At 60.2% G+C, this 17378-nt stretch carries 17 protein-coding genes; 6 read left to right on the top strand and 11 right to left on the bottom strand.

The window, feature by feature from the left end; translation table 11 throughout:
- Positions 1-188: 188 nt before the first annotated feature.
- The 6 genes from ACP0KA_RS19460 to ACP0KA_RS19435 all read right to left on the bottom strand — a co-directional run bounded on the left by ACP0KA_RS19460 (position 189) and on the right by ACP0KA_RS19435 (position 6026).
- Positions 189-1439: an adenylate/guanylate cyclase domain-containing protein gene (locus ACP0KA_RS19460; protein ID WP_424630371.1), complete on the bottom strand. Its 1251-nt coding sequence runs from the start codon at positions 1437-1439 to the stop codon at positions 189-191.
- Entirely contained in the window at positions 1436-1825 is a 390-nt protein-coding gene (locus ACP0KA_RS19455) for a response regulator (RefSeq protein WP_424630370.1), read from the bottom strand. Before ACP0KA_RS19455 ends, ACP0KA_RS19460 begins: the two co-directional genes overlap by 4 nt.
- Positions 1822-3333, bottom strand: coding sequence for a sensor histidine kinase (locus tag ACP0KA_RS19450; protein ID WP_424630369.1), 1512 nt, complete (start codon positions 3331-3333; stop codon positions 1822-1824). The genes ACP0KA_RS19455 and ACP0KA_RS19450 overlap by 4 nt, the downstream gene beginning before the upstream one ends.
- Positions 3334-3801: 468 nt before the next feature.
- On the bottom strand, positions 3802-4116 hold the full coding sequence (locus ACP0KA_RS19445; RefSeq protein WP_424630368.1) for a hypothetical protein: 315 nt from the start codon (positions 4114-4116) through the stop codon (positions 3802-3804).
- A gap of 206 nt (positions 4117-4322) precedes the next feature.
- A complete protein-coding gene (locus tag ACP0KA_RS19440; protein WP_424631661.1) occupies positions 4323-5006 on the bottom strand; it encodes a site-2 protease family protein in 684 nt (227 codons plus the stop codon).
- 183 nt (positions 5007-5189) lie between these two features.
- A complete protein-coding gene (locus ACP0KA_RS19435) occupies positions 5190-6026 on the bottom strand; it encodes an SDR family NAD(P)-dependent oxidoreductase (protein ID WP_424630367.1) in 837 nt (278 codons plus the stop codon).
- 239 nt (positions 6027-6265) lie between these two features.
- On the opposite strand from ACP0KA_RS19435, the gene ACP0KA_RS19430 reads away from it, so the two are divergent.
- On the top strand, positions 6266-6457 hold the full coding sequence (locus tag ACP0KA_RS19430) for a hypothetical protein (protein ID WP_424630366.1): 192 nt from the start codon (positions 6266-6268) through the stop codon (positions 6455-6457).
- 85 nt (positions 6458-6542) lie between these two features.
- Here the strand turns inward: ACP0KA_RS19430 and ACP0KA_RS19425 are convergent, their stop codons facing one another.
- Positions 6543-7718 (bottom strand): alkene reductase, encoded by a 1176-nt coding sequence (locus ACP0KA_RS19425; protein ID WP_424630365.1) that lies wholly within the window; start codon positions 7716-7718, stop codon positions 6543-6545.
- A gap of 88 nt (positions 7719-7806) precedes the next feature.
- Between ACP0KA_RS19425 and ACP0KA_RS19420 the strand changes: the two genes are divergently transcribed.
- From ACP0KA_RS19420 to ACP0KA_RS19410, 3 genes are all read left to right on the top strand, one after another.
- On the top strand, positions 7807-8256 hold the full coding sequence (locus tag ACP0KA_RS19420) for a winged helix-turn-helix transcriptional regulator (RefSeq protein WP_424630364.1): 450 nt from the start codon (positions 7807-7809) through the stop codon (positions 8254-8256).
- A 137-nt stretch (positions 8257-8393) separates the two neighbouring features.
- Positions 8394-10460 carry an ATP-dependent helicase gene (locus tag ACP0KA_RS19415; protein WP_424631660.1) on the top strand — a complete coding sequence of 689 codons (2067 nt, stop codon included), beginning with the start codon at positions 8394-8396 and terminating at the stop codon, positions 10458-10460.
- Between the two features lie 221 nt (positions 10461-10681).
- Positions 10682-10909, top strand: a complete 228-nt coding sequence (locus ACP0KA_RS19410; protein ID WP_424630363.1) for a hypothetical protein — start codon at positions 10682-10684, stop codon at positions 10907-10909.
- A 244-nt stretch (positions 10910-11153) separates the two neighbouring features.
- Here ACP0KA_RS19410 and ACP0KA_RS19405 read toward each other — a convergent pair whose 3' ends face one another.
- Positions 11154-11816 (bottom strand): hypothetical protein, encoded by a 663-nt coding sequence (locus tag ACP0KA_RS19405; protein ID WP_424630362.1) that lies wholly within the window; start codon positions 11814-11816, stop codon positions 11154-11156.
- A gap of 531 nt (positions 11817-12347) precedes the next feature.
- Between ACP0KA_RS19405 and ACP0KA_RS19400 the strand changes: the two genes are divergently transcribed.
- On the top strand, positions 12348-12758 hold the full coding sequence (locus ACP0KA_RS19400; RefSeq protein WP_424630361.1) for a flagellar basal body rod protein FlgC: 411 nt from the start codon (positions 12348-12350) through the stop codon (positions 12756-12758).
- A gap of 108 nt (positions 12759-12866) precedes the next feature.
- On the opposite strand, the gene ACP0KA_RS19395 is transcribed toward ACP0KA_RS19400, so the two are convergent.
- Positions 12867-14942, bottom strand: coding sequence for a hypothetical protein (locus ACP0KA_RS19395; protein WP_424631659.1), 2076 nt, complete (start codon positions 14940-14942; stop codon positions 12867-12869).
- A 292-nt stretch (positions 14943-15234) separates the two neighbouring features.
- On the opposite strand from ACP0KA_RS19395, the gene ACP0KA_RS19390 reads away from it, so the two are divergent.
- On the top strand, positions 15235-15495 hold the full coding sequence (locus ACP0KA_RS19390) for a hypothetical protein (protein ID WP_424630360.1): 261 nt from the start codon (positions 15235-15237) through the stop codon (positions 15493-15495).
- 48 nt (positions 15496-15543) lie between these two features.
- Here the strand turns inward: ACP0KA_RS19390 and ACP0KA_RS19385 are convergent, their stop codons facing one another.
- Together ACP0KA_RS19385 and ACP0KA_RS19380 are read right to left on the bottom strand one after the other, a co-directional pair.
- Positions 15544-16275 (bottom strand): antibiotic biosynthesis monooxygenase family protein, encoded by a 732-nt coding sequence (locus ACP0KA_RS19385; RefSeq protein WP_424630359.1) that lies wholly within the window; start codon positions 16273-16275, stop codon positions 15544-15546.
- A gap of 35 nt (positions 16276-16310) precedes the next feature.
- Positions 16311-17303: an alpha/beta hydrolase gene (locus tag ACP0KA_RS19380; RefSeq protein ID WP_424630358.1), complete on the bottom strand. Its 993-nt coding sequence runs from the start codon at positions 17301-17303 to the stop codon at positions 16311-16313.
- Positions 17304-17378 lie beyond the last annotated feature (75 nt).

Genomic DNA, 17378 nt, shown 5'->3' with positions numbered 1-17378 from the left:
TGCAGACATCAAAGGACCTGCACGAAGCGTTTCCTCGAAAGGATAAGAGCCGCAAGGCCGACCGAACCCGGATCGTGGGCGCTCCGGAAACCGGAGATGAGGATCGAGACCTTGTGCACGGAGAAGGCGGCACCTTTGAGGTTCCCACTAAGCCCTCAGATCTCTCGAAAGACGACTGAGCAGCGACGTCACGCAACGTTAATGCGCGTGCCCTTTTCGCCATTCAAGAGCCTGCGCAGATGGAAGCCAGCGAGCGCATCGCCCGGGTGCTCGCCAAACAGGGCTGCGAAGGCCGGCATCACGGAAGGATCTTCCGTGCTGAGCTTGGCGAATGCCTCCGAATAGCGCGCGGTCAAAGGACTATCGAAGCTTTCCCTGGTCAATGGCTCGTAAGCCCGCAACGTTTCACTCCGTCCACGCAACACCAGGTCGCCGATCGGCCGTCCGATAAACTCCGGATAGCTGCCCGCTACGGCTTCACTCACGCAGATGCGGGTCCCCAGCACCTTGTTTGCAGCTTCGAGCCGCGCGGCCGTATTGATGGTGTCGCCATAGGCTGCGTAATCGAAAAGACGCTCACCGCCAAAATTTCCAACAAGCGCCGGCCCTGCGTGTAGCCCGATCCGCGTTGCCCCGAACGCGACGCTTTTCGCTCTCCAGCGCTCGCGAAAGTTCTGCGCCCAATTGTCGAGCGCGTGCGCGCACGCGATTCCCCTCGCGGCATGATCAGGCTGGTCGCCAGGGGCATTGAACAGGACATGGATCGCGTCCCCGATCACCTTGGCGACGGTGCCTTCATAAGCGAAGACAACCTCGGTCATCCCGCTCACATACTCATTGATCAGAATGCCTAATACTTCAGGCGACGTCGTGTCCACCAGGGAGGTAAACCCGGATATATCCGTGAACATCGCGGTGACATCGCGCCAATGAATCGTGACCTCAGCGCCTTTGTCTCTCGCGACAAGCCTGCTGACGAGCTGCGGTGAAAAGAAGCGCGATAGCGCGGCATAGGCCCGCTCGGCCTCGACCTGTTCCCGCCTCGCCTGCCGGATTCCCTCGACATGCCGCAACGTCTTGCTGATGGTATGTTCGAGGTCTGCAAAATCGATCGGCTTCGTCAGAAAATCGAACGCGCCGCAGTTCATCGCAGCGCGGATGTTGCCCATATCGCCGTAGGCGGAAATGATGATGGTCGATTTCTTGTCATCCATTTCCTGCAATTTCTGAAGCAGCGCCAGCCCGTCCATGCGGGGCATGTTGATGTCGGACATGACGATATCGACATCCGGATTGCTCTGGATGGAATGAAGCGCCTCGACGCCGTCGCGCGCAAAGAGAAACTTGATCCCGCCCTCGCCGACCTGCTTGCGGAATTTCTGTAGAACCAGTGTCTCGAGGTCGGGCTCGTCGTCCACGACCAGAATCGTGGACGTCATGCGACTTGCTCTATCCTGGTATCGATCGCCCGGCGAAGAACGTCGAAATCGACAGGCTTGGTGAGTAATTGCATCGCCCCCCTCTCGATGGCCTGTTGTCTGGTACGATCGTCCCCATAGGCGGTGATCATGATCACCGGAACGTCGGGCCTGATTTTCTTCACCTGAGGCAGCATATCGAGGCCGGTCATGCCGGGCATATTGATGTCGGACAAGATGAGGATCAAAGACCGTGCAGACGCCTCCGCAACGCGCGCCAGCGCATCAGCGGCGGAGCAAGCAAACTCCATTTGAAAACGTTCGGCCCGCAGATCGCGGCGGAAGCGCTGCCGAAAGAGATCTTCAACATCTGCTTCATCGTCAACAACGAGGATGAGAACACTCACGACGTACCCCCCGCTTGCTCTAGGCCAATACGTGTCCGTGGCAGCACAATGAGAAACTCGGTGAATTCGCCGGGCTGCGTCACGACACCGATGCTGCCGCCATGCTGCTTCACGATGATATCGTGACTCATGGACAGCCCGAGACCGGTGCCCTCACCCGCAGGCTTGGTGGTAAAGAACGGATCGAAGATCTTTTCTTTCACGTCGTCCGCAATGCCGGTGCCATTGTCGCGAATGCGGATTTCGACATTGTCGCCCTTGCCTTTCGTTGCGACGCTCATAGTCGGCTCGAAGTCCGCCGCGGGATCCATGCCCTTTCGCTGATTGGCCGCGTAGAAGCCATTCGAGATCAGGTTGAGGAATACGCGCGTGATCTCCTGCGGATAAAGATTGATCAGCCCTGCATTCGGATCGAGATCGCGCTGGAGTGTGATGTTGAACCCGGGCTTCTCGGCCCGCGCACCATGGTAAGCAAGAGTCAGGCTTTCCTCGATCACCGCATTGATGTCGACGGGCCGTTGCTCGCCTGGACCGGTGCGTGAGTGAAGCAGCATGTTCTTGACGATGGAATCGGCGCGCCTCCCGTGCTGGACGATCTTTTCGAGGTTGCCCTTCAACATCGCCGTCACCTCGGCGATTTGCCGGCGCGTCTTTTCTTCAATCTCGAGCGGTTCGATGGTTTCATTCAACTCGTCGACCAGCTCACGAGATAACGACGAGAAATTGTTGACGAAATTGAGCGGGTTCTTGATTTCGTGCGCAATGCCGGCAGTCAACTGGCCGAGCGAAGCAAGCTTCTCGGTCTGCACCAGACGGTCCTGCGCGGCGCGCAATTCATTGAGTGACTCGGACAGCTCTCTCGTGCGTTCCTGAACCTGTTGAAGCAGGCGGGCATTTGAAATTGCGATGGCCGCCTGGTCCGCGAAAGCGTGCATGATCTGCACATGATGGTCGGTGAACACGCCGGGCTCCGCGCGGGTGATCGTAATCGAGCCGATATGCATCTGATCGCTGATCAGCGGCAAAAACAAGATGCTGCGGAAGCCGCGCGCGCGCCCCAGATCCCGCAACATCGGATCGAGATCGGTATCGGGAATGCTGTGAATCTGGCCCCGGCTCAATATCTCGCGAAAGGCCAGTTGCTCCAGCTTCATCGGGAACATCGACTTCAGCGCGGCGTCGGCAGCCGGACTGACCGGCGAGAACGCCCTGAGATAGACCGTGTCGTCGATGTGAGCAAAGACGGCGGTCGACATGCCGCCGACCATGCGATTGCCGCGCTGCGCGATGGCCTCGAACACCGGCTGCATATCGTCGGGCGAACTGGCGATGACTTTCAGAATATCCGCTGTCGCGGTTTGCCGCTCGAGCGCCTCCTTCATCTCGCTGAGGAGCAGCGCGTTCTGCTTCAAAAGCCCATCGCGCTCCGCGGTACGCTCAGTGAGCTGACGCTGTAATTCAGCGTTGCTGCTGTTGGCCGAAGCTAAGTCGGAAATGGCTGAGGTCATTCGTGAAATGAGACCCTAAAATTTGCGAAATCATCGGACGATAAATACACCGCCATGGTGGCACATAAATAAAGTGCCGGAAAATAGAATATAAGGAAATCAGCGGTTTGGGCAGTTACCGGCTTGCTTGGCGATGCGGACGATCATGCACGTTCCGGCGCCCAACGGCATAGCCGGAAACGGGTCAAAGTCGTCCCGAATGCCGAGACGACTTTTTCCCCCGCCCTCTAGAGAGATCCGATCGAGAACCTCTCCCCCACCTCTTTATGGCAGTCTTTCCCCCTCGACCGCCAGACCCCAAGATTCATTTCGCGTCGATGTGGCTTTCCTGCACTTGCTTGATGCGTGTCGCAGGAAGCGAATTCCTTGGTTCGATGCCGCGATAACATTCCGACAGGCCCATCCCTCGCTGATCCGCAGCACGAGAAAAAGCCCGGATTGCTCCGGGCTTCTTCCTCACCGCCCTACTTACCAGTGATGGTGACGGTAGTGGTGGCGATAGTAACGATGGCGATAGTAGCGAGGTCCGCCGCCATAGTAAGCAGGACCGCCGTAATAGGCATATGAACCACGATAGTATGGTCCACCGCCGTAATAGCCGTAACCCGGTCCGTAGTACCCTGAGTTAGCAGCCGCTGCCGCGCCCAAGGCGCCCGCAGCTAAACCTAAACCGATTGCAGCGCCAGCTGCGCCGCGTCCGCCGCGCGCTTCCGCTGGAGAGGTTGCCGAAACCGCTGTCGCAAGTGCCGCAACTGCTGCAGCTGTGATTGCTAACTTTCGCATATGTGACTCCTTTCCCTCTTCGTGGGTCAACATCACGCGCGCGAGATCGTTGCCGGAACATCGCGATATGAATTTGCAGAGAGCGGATTTTTTTCAGGAACAACTCGTACAGCGATTGTTCGAGACAGATGAATGAAAGCTGCAAGGGGAACTGACGACGTGACGCAATGACACACTCAATGATGCACTTATCGGGATGCGAGGCTCTAAGCGTTTCCTGTGACCAGCAAGATCAATCGCAGTATGAAGCTCGTTGCGACCCGCAGAATCTGGGAAATGAAGTCCAGGTCAAATCCCGTTTCGCGCCCAACGATGGGAAGAATGATCAAGATGCCGATCAGGATCAGCATTCCGTAAGGCTCAAGCCGCGCCAGCGGCAGCGCCAGGAAATCGGGCAGCAATCCAACAGCAATGCGGCCTCCATCCAACGGCGGCAACGGCATCATGTTGAAGACGGCAAGGACGATGTTGATGATCAGCGCGTTCTTGAGATTGTCGGCGATCCACTGTGCGGCAGCGTCCGGTGCATAGGCGACAAGATGGAATGCCAACGCGGCGAGCGTGGCCAGCAGGATGTTCATGGCCGGCCCAGCCGCCGCGACCCAAACCATATCGAGTCGTGGGTGATTCAACGCGCGGAAATTCACCGGTACAGGCTTGGCGTAGCCAAACAGGAATGGCGAGTGCGACAACAACAGCACCGCCGGCAGCAGGATGGTGCCAAACGGATCGATATGCTTGATCGGATTGAGCGTAACGCGCCCGAGTTTCGATGCGGTATCGTCGCCAAGCTGACGCGCAACATACCCGTGAGCGGCCTCGTGAAATGTAATCGCGATGAGAACCGGGAGAAGCCAGATCGAGACCTGGTAGATTGTGGGGTTGGACAGCAATGACTTTCTCCCTGATGCCCGGGCCGTATGCGAGCAATCAACTCTATCAAAACATCACCACTCAACACCAAGCGGGCCGGTTTGCCAGTCCATCGTCGATCACAATTAAGGAATTCCAGTTTCGTCCTTAATGCCAAAGGATGAGCCCGCCTGGGGGTATCGCAACCCGCAGGAAAGCCTCTAGCGCGTCGCCGCCTCATCCATAGCGGCTTCAATGGCGGCAAACCGCTTCTTCACATCGTCATGCATTTCAGGATGCGTGAAGACGTAGAGCTCGTCGTTTCTGATGGCGCTCAGAGTGCGCTTGGCGACATCGGCTGGGTCGATGCCGGCCTGTTGCAGCCGTGCACTCTCGGCAGCCAGTTGTCCCGCAGGGCTTGCCGGATCCAGCACCGGCGCCGGCCCATACCGCTCAGGTCTGTTGCACGCGCTTCCACCGATCTGCGTGCGCACAAAGCCCGGACAAAGCACGGTCACGCCAATTCCAAGCGGATGAAGCTGAAGCGCCAGACCTTCCGACATCGCAACGACCGCAAATTTACTGGTCGCGTAAGGGCTGAATCCCAGCCCGCTTTCCAGGCCGGCCATTGAGGCCGTGTTGACGATATGACCACCTTCACCATGGGCACGTATCCGCGGCAAGAAGCTGCGAACACCGTGGACGACGCCCATCAGATTGACATCGATCACCCACCGCCAGGTATCGAGCGAAATGTCCTCGATGCCGCTGCCCCCGGCGACGCCCGCGTTGTTACAGAGGATATGGACTTTTCCGAATATCTCGCACGTTTCGTTCGCGGCTTGCTCCACGCTGTCCGGATCGGTCACGTCGCAAAGAACCCCGCGCACTTTCCCGCCGAAACCGCGAAGGCGTTCGACAGCCGCCGTCAAAGCGCCCTGCTCGATATCGGCCAGCATCACATTGATGCCCGCCTCCGCCAAGGCTTGACCGAGCGCCAAGCCAATGCCGCTTGCGCCGCCTGTGACGAATGCGGTCTTTCCGGCAAGGTCCTGCATTGACTTTCCCCAATCCAAACAGCCGACACCACTCATCACAATAGTGGGCGGCCGTCGAGCAACGACGATCCCAGGCGGGGTCATTCGCATCGATCTCGGCCGGTCTGCGTCATGTCCGGTGATGGTCACGGCAGAGCGTTCAAGCCCGCTCGGTTGGCCGGCTCAGGCCTTGACGATCTCCCTCCGCGCGACCAGCTTTATCCTATGCTTTGGTGCGGATAGTCATCGGAGCTTGCACGATGGAAACCATCTTCTGGGCGGTGCTGACGATCGGGTGTTTCTATTCGGTGTATCTCGCCGGGCGTATTGCCGAACGCCGCGGCCGCAGCTTCAAGGTCTGGGCCTGGATTGCAGTCATCATCGCGCCGCTCGCGCTTCCGCTGGTGTACCTGTTTCCGAATTTGCATCGCGAGAATGGCGATCACGCGTAAGAGCGCTTGCGAAACCGCCTTCTTGCCTGAACGCGACACGGCGCATGATGCGGCCCGGAACGAGCGCCTGATCGATCCGCCGTGGTCAGCTGGCCGCCGCGTCCAGCGTCACCGATCGATAGGTGGGAAAGTCCGTGTAACCCACCTCGCCATTGCGGGTGTAATAAGCTGATCGGTCCGCGACGGCCAACGGCCAGCCGTTCTTGAGACGCTCAACGAGGTCCGGGTTTGCGATATACGGCCTGCCGAAGGCGATCAGGTCCACCAACCCGGTGTCGAGCGCGTCCTGGGCGCGGGCGCGATCATTGAAGCCGCCACACCAGATGAAGGCGCCTGGAAACAACGCCCGGGCCTTGGCAAGCAGCGCGTGGTCGAGATACCGAGGCTTGAACACGCCCGTCTCCATGTTTCCTTCAGGCAACAGCTCGTAGAGCAGATGGATGTAGGCCACGCCGCGGCGCCCGAGTTGCTCGACAACATACAGAAACGTGTCCTCGACAAGAGGGTCCGCCGGCATGGAGCCGTACTTGCCGAAGGGAGACAGACGAACACCCACACGCCCCGGGCCGAATTCAGCCACCACCGCATCGACGATGTCCATCAGGAAACGCGTGCGATTGTCCATGCTGCCGCCGTAGCGGTCGGTGCGGGTATTGAGCACCGAGTTCATGAACTGCTCGATCAGATAGCCGTTGGCCGCATGAAGTTCGACGCCATCGAACCCGACCTTCCGTGCATTGGCAGCGGCTTTGGCGAAGGTATCAACCATGGCCGACACCTCATCGGTGCTGAGAGGTCTCGGGGTCTCCACAGGCATAAAACGCAATCGTCCGTCCGGACCGTGGGCGAATACCTCTGAACCCTCAGCCCTTTCCGCGGTCACGCCCACCGGGGCTTGGCCGTGCGGCAGGATCGAGGAATGGGCCAGCCTGCCGACGTGCCACAACTGCATGAACATCGTGCCGCCACGCCGGTGAACCTCATCGGTTACCAGGCGCCAGCCTCGCATTTGAGCTTCCGAGTGAATTCCGGGGATCCTCGCGTAACCGTGGCTGGACTGATCCACGTCGTTGACCTCGGAAATGATCAGGCCCGCACCAGCCCGCTGGCCGTAATAGGTGGCCATCATCCCGTTCGGGATGTCACCATCGGTCGGAAGCTCGCCCTCGGACGTTCGCGTACGGGTCATGGGCGGCATGACAATGCGGTTCTTCAACGGAACTGTGCCGCCAAGCAGTTGAGATTCGAACAGGTTGGCCATAGATCTTCCTCCGGTCGGGTTTGATCGAAGGCTTACGTAGTTTCGGCAGGCGCCCGCCTCTACACACCGTTTGGTCAGTGGTCGACAGATGAAAATCATCAAGAGATTGCCGGGCTTGCCGGTCGAGCGCGCACTCAAGGTCCTCTCCGGACGGTGGAAGGCTGTCATTCTTTATGCGCTGATGGATGGCCCGCAACGCACCTGCGATCTGGAAAACCGCATTGTCGGCATCTCGCAGAAGGTCTTGATCGAGCAACTCCGCGCGCTTGAAGAACACGGCGTGGTGAGCCGGCAACCCAGCGCCGTGGATTCTCAGGGGATCGAATATCTGCTCACCCCGCTCGGCGAAAGCCTGAGGCCCGTGTTGGATTCCCTCATCGAATGGGGAGCCCACCACGCCAAGGAGCTCGATGAGGTCGATCGACTTCTGCCATGCAGTGCTGTCACGCGAGAGCGTACCAAAGCGCGCGAGAAAACCGAGAGCACATCTCGGACAGCCACAGCCAAGAGGCGTCAGGCTGGATTCTCGAACAGATAATGCGCTTCCGTCCTTCGCATTGAGCTTTCAAGCGCCTCGGCGCCGCTCCACTTTTGCCTTTCGCTGAACGCGCCGGTTCGTTGCGCTTGCAGAACAAATCGTGGACTCTCCCTCTCAGGCAGGGGGATGATTCGGTGTTGGCAGCGGCTGCAACTTCATATCTGGAGACGTTGAATCCAGAGCAGCGGCGGGCTGTCGAGCACGGCGTTGGAACCAACGGCACGGTCGGACCACCGCTGCTGGTGATTGCCGGTGCCGGTTCCGGAAAAACCAACACGCTGGCGCATCGTGTGGCCCATCTCATTATCAATGGCGCCGATCCGCGGCGTATCCTGCTGATGACGTTCTCGCGCCGCGCCGCCAATGAGATGACCAAGCGGGTCGAGCGCATCGCCCGCAAGGTGCTGGGCGACAATGCCGGCGTCATGACCGACGCGCTGACCTGGGCCGGCACGTTTCACGGCATCGGCGCGCGGCTGCTGCGCGACTATTCCGACCAGATCGGCCTCGATCCGTCGTTCACGATTCACGACCGCGAGGATTCCGCCGACCTCATGAACCTGATCCGGCACGAGCGCGGGTTCTCCAAGACCGAGAGCCGCTTCCCCACCAAGGGAACCTGCCTGTCGATCTACTCGCGTTGCGTGAATGCCGAATTGCCGATCGAGCAAGTGCTCGGGCAATTCTTCCCGTGGTGCTCGGGCTGGGCCAATGAGCTGAAAGAATTGTTCGCCGCCTATGTCGAAGCCAAGCAGAAGCAGAACGTGCTCGATTACGACGATCTGCTGCTCTACTGGGCGCAGATGGTTTCCGATCCCACGATGGCGGACGACATCGGCGGCCGTTTCGATCATGTGATGGTCGACGAATATCAGGACACCAACCGCCTGCAATCGTCGATCCTGCTGGCGCTGAAGCCGGGCGGCCATGGCCTCACTGTGGTGGGCGATGACGCGCAGTCGATTTATTCCTTTCGCGCCGCCACCGTGCGCAACATTCTGGACTTTCCGGATCACTTCAATCCGCGCGCTGACATCGTCACGCTCGACCGCAACTATCGCTCGACGCAACCGGTGTTGTCGGCGGCGAATGCCGTCATTGGCCTTGCAAAAGAACGCTTCACCAAAAATCTCTGGACCGAGCGCACCTCCACGCACAAGCCGCAGCTCGTCACCGTGCGCGACGAGGTCGAGCAGGCGCGCTACATCGTCGAGCGCGTATTGGAGAGCCGCGAAGAAGGCAATCTCCTGAAGCATCAGGCGGTGCTGTTTCGCACCTCATCCCACAGCGGGCCGCTGGAAATCGAGCTGACCCGCCGCAACATTCCGTTCGTGAAATTCGGCGGGCTCAAATTTCTCGACGCCGCCCATGTCAAGGACATGTTGGCGCTGCTGCGCTTTGTCGAAAACCCCCGCGATCGCGTCGCAGGCTTCCGGGTTCTTCACCTGCTGCCGGGCGTAGGGCCTGCGTCGGCACAGCGCGTGCTGGAGCGCATGGCAGAAGCAGCCGATCCGCTCAGTGCGCTGTGCGACTTGCCGCAGCCGCCGCGTGCCGGCGCAGACTGGAAAGGCTTCATCGAAACCGTTGGCAATTTGCGCTACTCGGAATGGCCGGTCGATCTCGAACGCGCGCGGCTCTGGTATGAACCGCATCTCGATCGCATCCATGAAGATGCCGAGGTGCGCCACGCAGATTTGCTTCAGCTCGAGCAGATCGCCAGCGGCTATCCCTCACGGGAACGCTTCCTCACCGAGCTGACGCTCGATCCGCCCGACGCCACCAGCGACCAGGCCGGCGTGCCATTGCGCGACGAGGATTACCTGATCCTCTCGACGATCCATTCCGCCAAGGGCCAGGAATGGAAGTCGGTCTATGTGATGAATGTCGTCGATGGCTGCATGCCGTCAGACCTTGGCGCAGGCACCAGCGCCGAACTGGAAGAAGAACGCCGCCTGCTCTACGTCGCCATGACGCGTGCGAAGGACGATCTGCATCTGACTGTGCCGCAACGCTTCTTCACCCACGGCCAGCATGCGCAAGGCGACCGGCATGTCTATGCGTCGCGAACACGCTTCATTCCCGAGGCGCTGACGTCGATGTTCGAGCGCACCAGCTGGCCGCAGGTCTCAGCTGGCACGGCGCGCACCCAAAGCAACGGCCCGAAGATCGACATCGGCGCCCGCATGCGCGGCATGTGGCGGTAACTCATAGCGTTTTCAGACGAAACGCGTCACCGCGGCTTTCGTGTTCGTCCGCCTGGCGGCCATCGCTCATCTCGCGCGATTCTTGCTGGTTGACTTCCCCTTTAAACCGGCAGCTTCTTAAGCGTTCGGCCCCTTTTTTTTCGGGAAAGCCGCCGCTCGCTACCAGTCTTTGTGACCGTATCGAGCTTTTTTGATTTCAAAACCTAAGGAGGATATTCGCGATGAAACATCTGATTCCTCTGCTGCTGGTCGGAGGCTTTATCGCCTTCACGACGACGGAAGCCACTGCCGTGGTTTGCGCCGCCGGTGTTTATCGGGCGGGATGCGTCGCCGCACGTCCCGTTGTTGTCGCTCCACGCCCTGTCGTGGTCGCCCCGCGTGCTGTTGTCACCCGGCGAGCTGTTGTCGCTCCACGCGGGACCGTTGTCGTCCGTCGCAGGGTTTACTGAATAGCGAACTCGATATTTAGCCGCGGATGCTCGCAGCATTTTTCAGCTGCGCTACACCCAGCCAAAGCACCGTGTGTCTCGGTCGTACACATTTTGGCCGAGACGCTCGGTGCTTGGCGTTTGCATGCCGCCTCCGGCAATCGCCGACATTCTGGCGTGTGCTTGTCTCTGTTCAGATCGGCTTAAAATCAAACGCGGTGACCGCAGTGCAGGCGCTTGAGTTGCCGTTCCCAAGATCGTCGGGTCAGCGCCGCTCAATCCGAACGCCCATGTCGCGCCGCAGGTATTCTTCGACGAAACCGGGGAGATAGCCGGCGGCGATCATCTGCTCGAACGGCCGCTTGAAGCGGTCGTCCTCGCCCTCGGTCAACACCACGATCCGCCAGATGTTGAGCGGACGCTCCTCCGAGCCTTCAGCGGCGTGCTCGACGTGAAAAAGCGGCTGAAAATCGCCTGCGCGAATTGTCTCGCCCCGGTCATCAACAATCCGCGGCAGGCCGAGAAAGAAAATGCGTCGCTCATTATGGCTGATCGAGACATCCTCAATGACCTCGCCCCGGCTTGAATCGATCCAGGCAGCCTGCTCCGAGATCCGGAAGAAGCGCTCGCACCCCTCCTCTAATGCGTGACGCCCCCAGGAGCGCCCCCGGGAGACGACGTAAGGGATGTAGGTTGCGGGGTCCCAAGCCTTCTTCGTTTCCATGTCCCAGAGTTGCGTCAGGGTCATCGCCGATCCCGCCGGCTCGACGGTGTAGCGTTCGCGCAGCACACTGTTCACATCAACTGGCGGTAGTTCGAAACGCGTATAGTTGCGGTCGTTCCAAGCGCTTCGAAATTCCTGCTTCGCGCGCTCGAAAGTGAATGGGGTTTGCGCTGGTGCATTCATGGCGATCATGTCCTTTGTCATCCACTGCTTCTGCGACCTTATGGAGGGAGCGAAGTTGGACGCGCATCTTTCGTCCTTGAGGAATACGGCGCGGATGATCAGATGGACAGACGTTAAAACCCGAACTCAGTGTCCAACGAATTGGACGATAAATGCCCTGCTGAAAGGGCTTGGCGGGCGCCAAAATACAGCGATGTTTTTAGTGGTGATGGCACGCTCCATGTGCCGTTTCACATAGAAACAGCATTCATTTGCGCCAAAGCGGATCGAAGATCCGGCTTCCAGCCCAGTTCGCGAACCGCGGGGTCTATCGCAGCGCTGAGCGAGATCGCTGGCCCGAACAGAACAATGCATCGCAAATGATATGGCATCACTCATCCGACGGACGCAGTCTCCGCCAGACGGCTGGGATGCATCATGGGTTTGTCGGCGATCATCATTGGTTAACAACCGGTTATGCCCACCGCTGGAATTCGGTCACCGACATTGAAGCTTGCTTATGGCGGGTGTGCCTACAAGCGAAGGCTAGAAAATCTGTCAGACGAGCCCTTGATGAGCAGCATCTCGACGATCGCACTGTCCGGCATGAAGGCGGCAACCCGCCGCCTCGAAGTATCCGCCTCGAACGTCGCCAATGTCATGAGCACGGGCGCGCTGCCCAACACCGACGGCACGGTGCCGGCCGGGGCGCCAGGGGCTTACGCACCGCTTGAGGTTGTTCAGACCGAGAACGCCGGCGGCGGCACCCAGACGACCGTCACGACGGCCACGCCGTCCACGACCGCGGTCTCAGATCCGCAAGCGCCCTTCGCCAACCAAAACGGCCTTGTCGCCGCGCCCAATGTCGACCTCTCCCAGGAGATGGTCGGCCAGATGATCGCAAGCTACAGTTTTGCCGCCAATGCGACAGTGATGAAGGCGGACGACCGGATGACCAAGACGCTGCTTAATATCATGGCTTGAGGCCAAGCACAGGACGGTTGGGCTACTCGCTCGCCGATGAGCGCCGGATAATCGCCACAGGTCATTCACGTCGCTTTCGGATTATGCGCGATTTATCCGGTTAAGCGCTTACGCCCGTGTCGGCCAGTGCCGCTCGCGGAACCAGTTGCGATAGTCCGACGACATCTTCGCCTTCTGCGCCGGCGACGCGCGGCGCTTGCACGTCGCGGCCTCCGCACTGTTTTCCACCGCACCCCACCGCAGCTCGGCGCAATCGTTCGGATTATACGCCATCTCGAAATCCTGCATGCGGTCGAGCACGTCCTTCAGCGACAATGTCCACTGTGAGCCGTCGCTGCGGGTGTAGGAGATCTTGCGCGAGGCAAGCTCGGACGCCAGCACGCTCTGCAATTGCCCTTTGACCGCCTCCGCGCCCTGACCGTTCGGCATGGTGAAGTGGGATGCGCGCCGCACCACGCGATCGGGGAAGCCCCGCACCACATCGATGGCGATCAGCAGGCGGAAATCGCGGGCCGGTGTGGAGTAATCCTCCCACGGTCCCGAGGTCTGGAAAATCGACGGCCCGTTCGGCATCGCGATCTCGCCGGGTTTCTTCTCCGAATATTTCCGTCCGTTCTCCACCGACGTCACGCGCGTCTTCACCTGCTCATGCAGGCTTTCGATGGCGTCCGTCATCGCCTTCACCGGATCGAGCGGCTCTGGCGACATCACGTCGTCCATGCGATCGTAAAAATCTTCCGGGTTCATGTGCGCCTGATCGAGCGAGAAATCGCCGTAGCTCGCATTCTTGGCGATCTCGGCATTGCTCAGCCGCCGCAACCCGCCGGCCTTGTCGCGCACGATCGGCCGGAAATGCTTGAAGCCGGAGCTGCCGAGCGCGGGATCATGGGCGAACAGGAAATTGCCGCGCCAGAACCGCTTGCGCGTGATCGATCCGTCAGGCTCGGCATCCACCGCGAGGAAGACTCCTGGCTTGCCGTTCACTTCCGGCACGCGATGCACCAGCATCAGCACGTGACCATAGGGATCGGCATACACCGTGCCCGGGCGCAGCGACTGCTGCGTCAGCGCCACCGTGTAGAAATCGGTGTTGTCGTCCCCACCCGAGACACGCGTGGTGCCGGAATGCACGACATCGCCCACCGCGCGCAGATATTCGTTGAAGTTCGACGGACGCTTCGGTTGTGGCTTCGGCTCGGGCGGCGTAACGACTTCCGGCAGCGGTAACTCGGCGGGTTGCGCGGCGGCAAAGATGCCAAGGATCGGCTTTGGTTTCGCCGGTGCGGGCGTGCGCGAAGCCGGCGCCGCGCCGGGCGCCTGAGGCGCCGTCTGCGCCATGATGTCCTGCTGCTCCGGCGGCGCGGGCGGACGCGTCTGTTCGGGATGCTCGATGTCAAACCATTGGTAGCACTTGGGCGGCTTGCCACCGACACCGCGCGAGCAATTCGAATAGCCGAACGGCAGCCCCATCTTGTAGGCGAAATAGGCGCGCAGGAAATAGACGAAGTCGGCGCAATCGGGCTTCAGGCCGCTCTTGGCATCGTCTTCACCGCGGCCGAGGTAATTGAACAGGAAGTTGCGCGACTTGTCGTGCAGCACTTCGTGCCACACCTTCCAAGACAAGTCCTGATCCGGTGGCGCGTCGAACAGCTTCTCGATCCACGCCGCGAACAGCGTCTCCGTGGTGGCATTCCAGCTGCCGCGCACTTTCCAGAAGCTGTCATGCGTCGTGGGTACGCCCGCGGGCTTCTTTGCGCTCACGGTGATGTCGTTGGTGATGGTGCGGCAGTCCGCGGGTCCCTGATCCAGCGACAGCGTCGCATGCCAGGTGCCGGCGGCGGGCGCAGCCACTTCGGCGAACCACGCATAAGGCGACCCGCCGTGCCGCTCAGCCGATTTCACCGCGACGCTGCCATCCGGCGCGATCAGCGAAAACGTGCCTGCCATCGGCTTCTCGGTCACCGCCATGACGCGCAGCGGCGCACCCTTCCATGGCGAGAGCGGCGACGGCATCACGGTCAGTTCGATCGCGTCCCTGCAGGCGCTGGCCTGGGACCCGGCTGCAGCTTGAGCGCCTACCGCCGTTTGGGCGTGCGCTTCACCTGAAAAGAGAGATACGAAAAATCCACCTGCGATCAGCGATCCCGCTGTCGCGGCAACAGTCAACCGGCGTGCGAAAAGCATCTGGATCATGCCCTTGCTGGAGGTTCCCCAAACTGCATGCGGCCCCGCAACGGGGCTGGATTCCAAGATACGCAACTAACGGTAATCAGTCAGCCCTTTTGAAGGCGATTTTGCGGCCCGAAGGTTCTTTACCGGCCTTTCGCCGCCCACAGGCGTGCCAAACGCGCCGAAATCCCACAGGGTCTATCGAAGACCGACCGATCGATTTCCCGAGCCCTTCGATCAATTGATGATCGCCGAGCTCGGGCCGGATAAAGAGAGGAAACCCGCGACAAAATGGATTCGAGCCTGAATGACCAAGGAACGTGAAGCGACCAGCCAGCCCTATCGCGATTACATCCTCAGCATTTGCGACGGGATGCCGGTCAACGATCGTCAAGTGTTCGAGGCAAAGTTGATGGAAGCGGCATATCCCTCCTTAGGTCGCGAGACTCACAACGATGAGGCTGCGACGCCGTCACAATGCCTGCACACCGATCTGGGCGCCAATTTTGAGGTCCGCGAATTACCCGACGAGCCCGGAACGACCGAGGTGCACCGGGTGAAGGCTTGATAGGGAGGCCGGATTCCGGCCAGCCCCCTCCGGCGCGGACGTCTCCCCTCAGTGCGCTGGCGCCGGCTGCTTGTTCGCGGTGCCCTTCGCCGCGGCGTGCTTGGTCTCACCACCTTGGGCATCCGGATAGAACTGCGGCGCTTCCCGGCGATCGAACCGGCCATAGTCACGCACGACCCGCACCTTGCGGTGGCGCAGTTCGGCCGTGCCGTCGATCTTTCTTGGCGACCAGGCCTCGGCCGCCTTCGGGTCGGTCCATGCCACGAGCAGCGCCAGCTTCCCCGGATTGTAAATGCTGGTGTAGACCTCGTGTTCGGCAACAGCCTTGCTGTTGGTGTCGAGTCCGAGATGGCTCGGCAACAGATCGAATTGGGCCGCAAACTCGGTACCCTTCGCTGGCGTGATCTCCGTGAACGTGACGACCTTCGCTGCTCCCACCTCGGTCTCGTCGAAGCGGCGCTCATGCACCGGGGCGGCGGCCGGAGGATTGGTGTCAGAGGTCACGTCCCCCACGCGTAAGTGATAGTCCTGGAATATCTTGAAGCGGCCTTTTTCCTGAATCGCGTGATGTTCGCCGTTGGTGCGCCAGCGGATCACCGATTTTTCGTCACGCCAGGTTGAATGGGACAGCACCCACCCGGGCTGCAGTTTGCTCTCGAAGCGCTCATTGTCGACGAAACCGTCGATCGACTCCAGGATAGGTTTGAGGTGCTTGGCCAGATCGAGATACGCGTCTTTCTTGCCTTCGTTGGGAAGCACTTCAAAGATTACAGAGAACATGGTCCGGCTCCATCTTGCTGTTAGGCAGCTGCTGTTCAGACAGGTATCGGCGCGGCGTCTTCCCCGCGCAAAAATTCGGCACATTCGCGCCACAGCGCAAACCGCATCGTCTCCAGATGCATCAAATGCGTGCCGCGGCCGATCTTGATGTCCCGCTTCACGGGCGCATGCTTTAAGGCATCAAACAGCCAGCGCGCGTCGGCGTCCGGGATCAGCCCGTCCCATTCGCCGCGAATAATGACGACAGGGGCGCGCACGGCCGCGGGGTCATAAGCAAGCTGGCCATGCCAGGCCTTGATGATTTCGCTGAAGGGCCCAAGCGGCGTCTTCACTCCGGCGGGATCGCGCGAGCGGCTCTCCGGATCGCTGTCGAGATAACGCGGCCCCCATTCATCGAAGTGAACGCGCGAGAGAACCGGCTGTTCGTGCGCCGGAACGTCTTCGACGAACCGGTTCCATTGGTCCTCAACCGTCACAACGCGCCAGGCAGGAAAAGCCGGTGGCTGCTCGTAACGTCGCGGTTCGCGCCGCGCGATCGGCGCAAACAAGACAAGCCGGTCGACCAGCGCCGGATGGTTGCCGGCAAACAGGCAAGTGGGCATCGATCCCCATGAGTGCGACACGAGTGACAGCGCCTTCAAGTTCTGATGACCCAAGATGAATCGAACTGCCGCGCCCAATTGTTCCGAAGCATCCGTCGCGACGCAGAGCGGACCGGAGTCCGCCGCCGGTTGGCTCATCTCCGGATAGCGATCGGAGTGCCCAAAACCATAGAAATCGAGACCCCAGACGTCGAAACCCGCCTCATTCAGCGCATCACGCCATGACTTTCCATCGAACCGGTGCGCCACCGACAGCGCAGACGGAAATGTCGCGCCGTGAACGTAGAGCACCGCACGGCGCGGATGAAACTCCGTTGTCGCGGCGGGCAGAAACCGGAGAAACAGCGACAATCCCTCGCGCGGCCCCGGAATACGAAAATGTTGCTCATGCGGATCGAGTTGCGGCGCCTTTGAGAAATCCGTCATTCGCGCTCCTGACACTTCAAGCGAAACGGTGGACGTTTGTGCAAACATCAACCGGGCAACGCCGAGACCGACATC

Origin of the sequence: Bradyrhizobium sp. SYSU BS000235 (assembly GCF_049747295.1) — a bacterium.
Classification (GTDB): Bacteria; Pseudomonadota; Alphaproteobacteria; order Rhizobiales; family Xanthobacteraceae; genus Afipia.
This window is presented reverse-complemented; position numbering and strand designations above follow the sequence as displayed.

Coding starts and splice junctions, on each gene's coding strand:
- ACP0KA_RS19420 (WP_424630364.1), top strand. CDS start 7,807: ATGAAAATCATCAAGAGATTGCCGGGCTTGCCGGTCGAGCGCGCACTC.
- ACP0KA_RS19435 (WP_424630367.1), bottom strand. CDS start 6,026: ATGCAGGACCTTGCCGGAAAGACCGCATTCGTCACAGGCGGCGCAAGC.
- ACP0KA_RS19380 (WP_424630358.1), bottom strand. CDS start 17,303: ATGACGGATTTCTCAAAGGCGCCGCAACTCGATCCGCATGAGCAACAT.
- ACP0KA_RS19460 (WP_424630371.1), bottom strand. CDS start 1,439: ATGACGTCCACGATTCTGGTCGTGGACGACGAGCCCGACCTCGAGACA.
- ACP0KA_RS19405 (WP_424630362.1), bottom strand. CDS start 11,816: ATGACAAAGGACATGATCGCCATGAATGCACCAGCGCAAACCCCATTC.
- ACP0KA_RS19430 (WP_424630366.1), top strand. CDS start 6,266: ATGGAAACCATCTTCTGGGCGGTGCTGACGATCGGGTGTTTCTATTCG.
- ACP0KA_RS19450 (WP_424630369.1), bottom strand. CDS start 3,333: ATGACCTCAGCCATTTCCGACTTAGCTTCGGCCAACAGCAGCAACGCT.
- ACP0KA_RS19390 (WP_424630360.1), top strand. CDS start 15,235: ATGACCAAGGAACGTGAAGCGACCAGCCAGCCCTATCGCGATTACATC.
- ACP0KA_RS19395 (WP_424631659.1), bottom strand. CDS start 14,942: ATGCTTTTCGCACGCCGGTTGACTGTTGCCGCGACAGCGGGATCGCTG.
- ACP0KA_RS19425 (WP_424630365.1), bottom strand. CDS start 7,718: ATGGCCAACCTGTTCGAATCTCAACTGCTTGGCGGCACAGTTCCGTTG.
- ACP0KA_RS19385 (WP_424630359.1), bottom strand. CDS start 16,275: ATGTTCTCTGTAATCTTTGAAGTGCTTCCCAACGAAGGCAAGAAAGAC.
- ACP0KA_RS19410 (WP_424630363.1), top strand. CDS start 10,682: ATGAAACATCTGATTCCTCTGCTGCTGGTCGGAGGCTTTATCGCCTTC.
- ACP0KA_RS19400 (WP_424630361.1), top strand. CDS start 12,348: ATGAGCAGCATCTCGACGATCGCACTGTCCGGCATGAAGGCGGCAACC.
- ACP0KA_RS19445 (WP_424630368.1), bottom strand. CDS start 4,116: ATGCGAAAGTTAGCAATCACAGCTGCAGCAGTTGCGGCACTTGCGACA.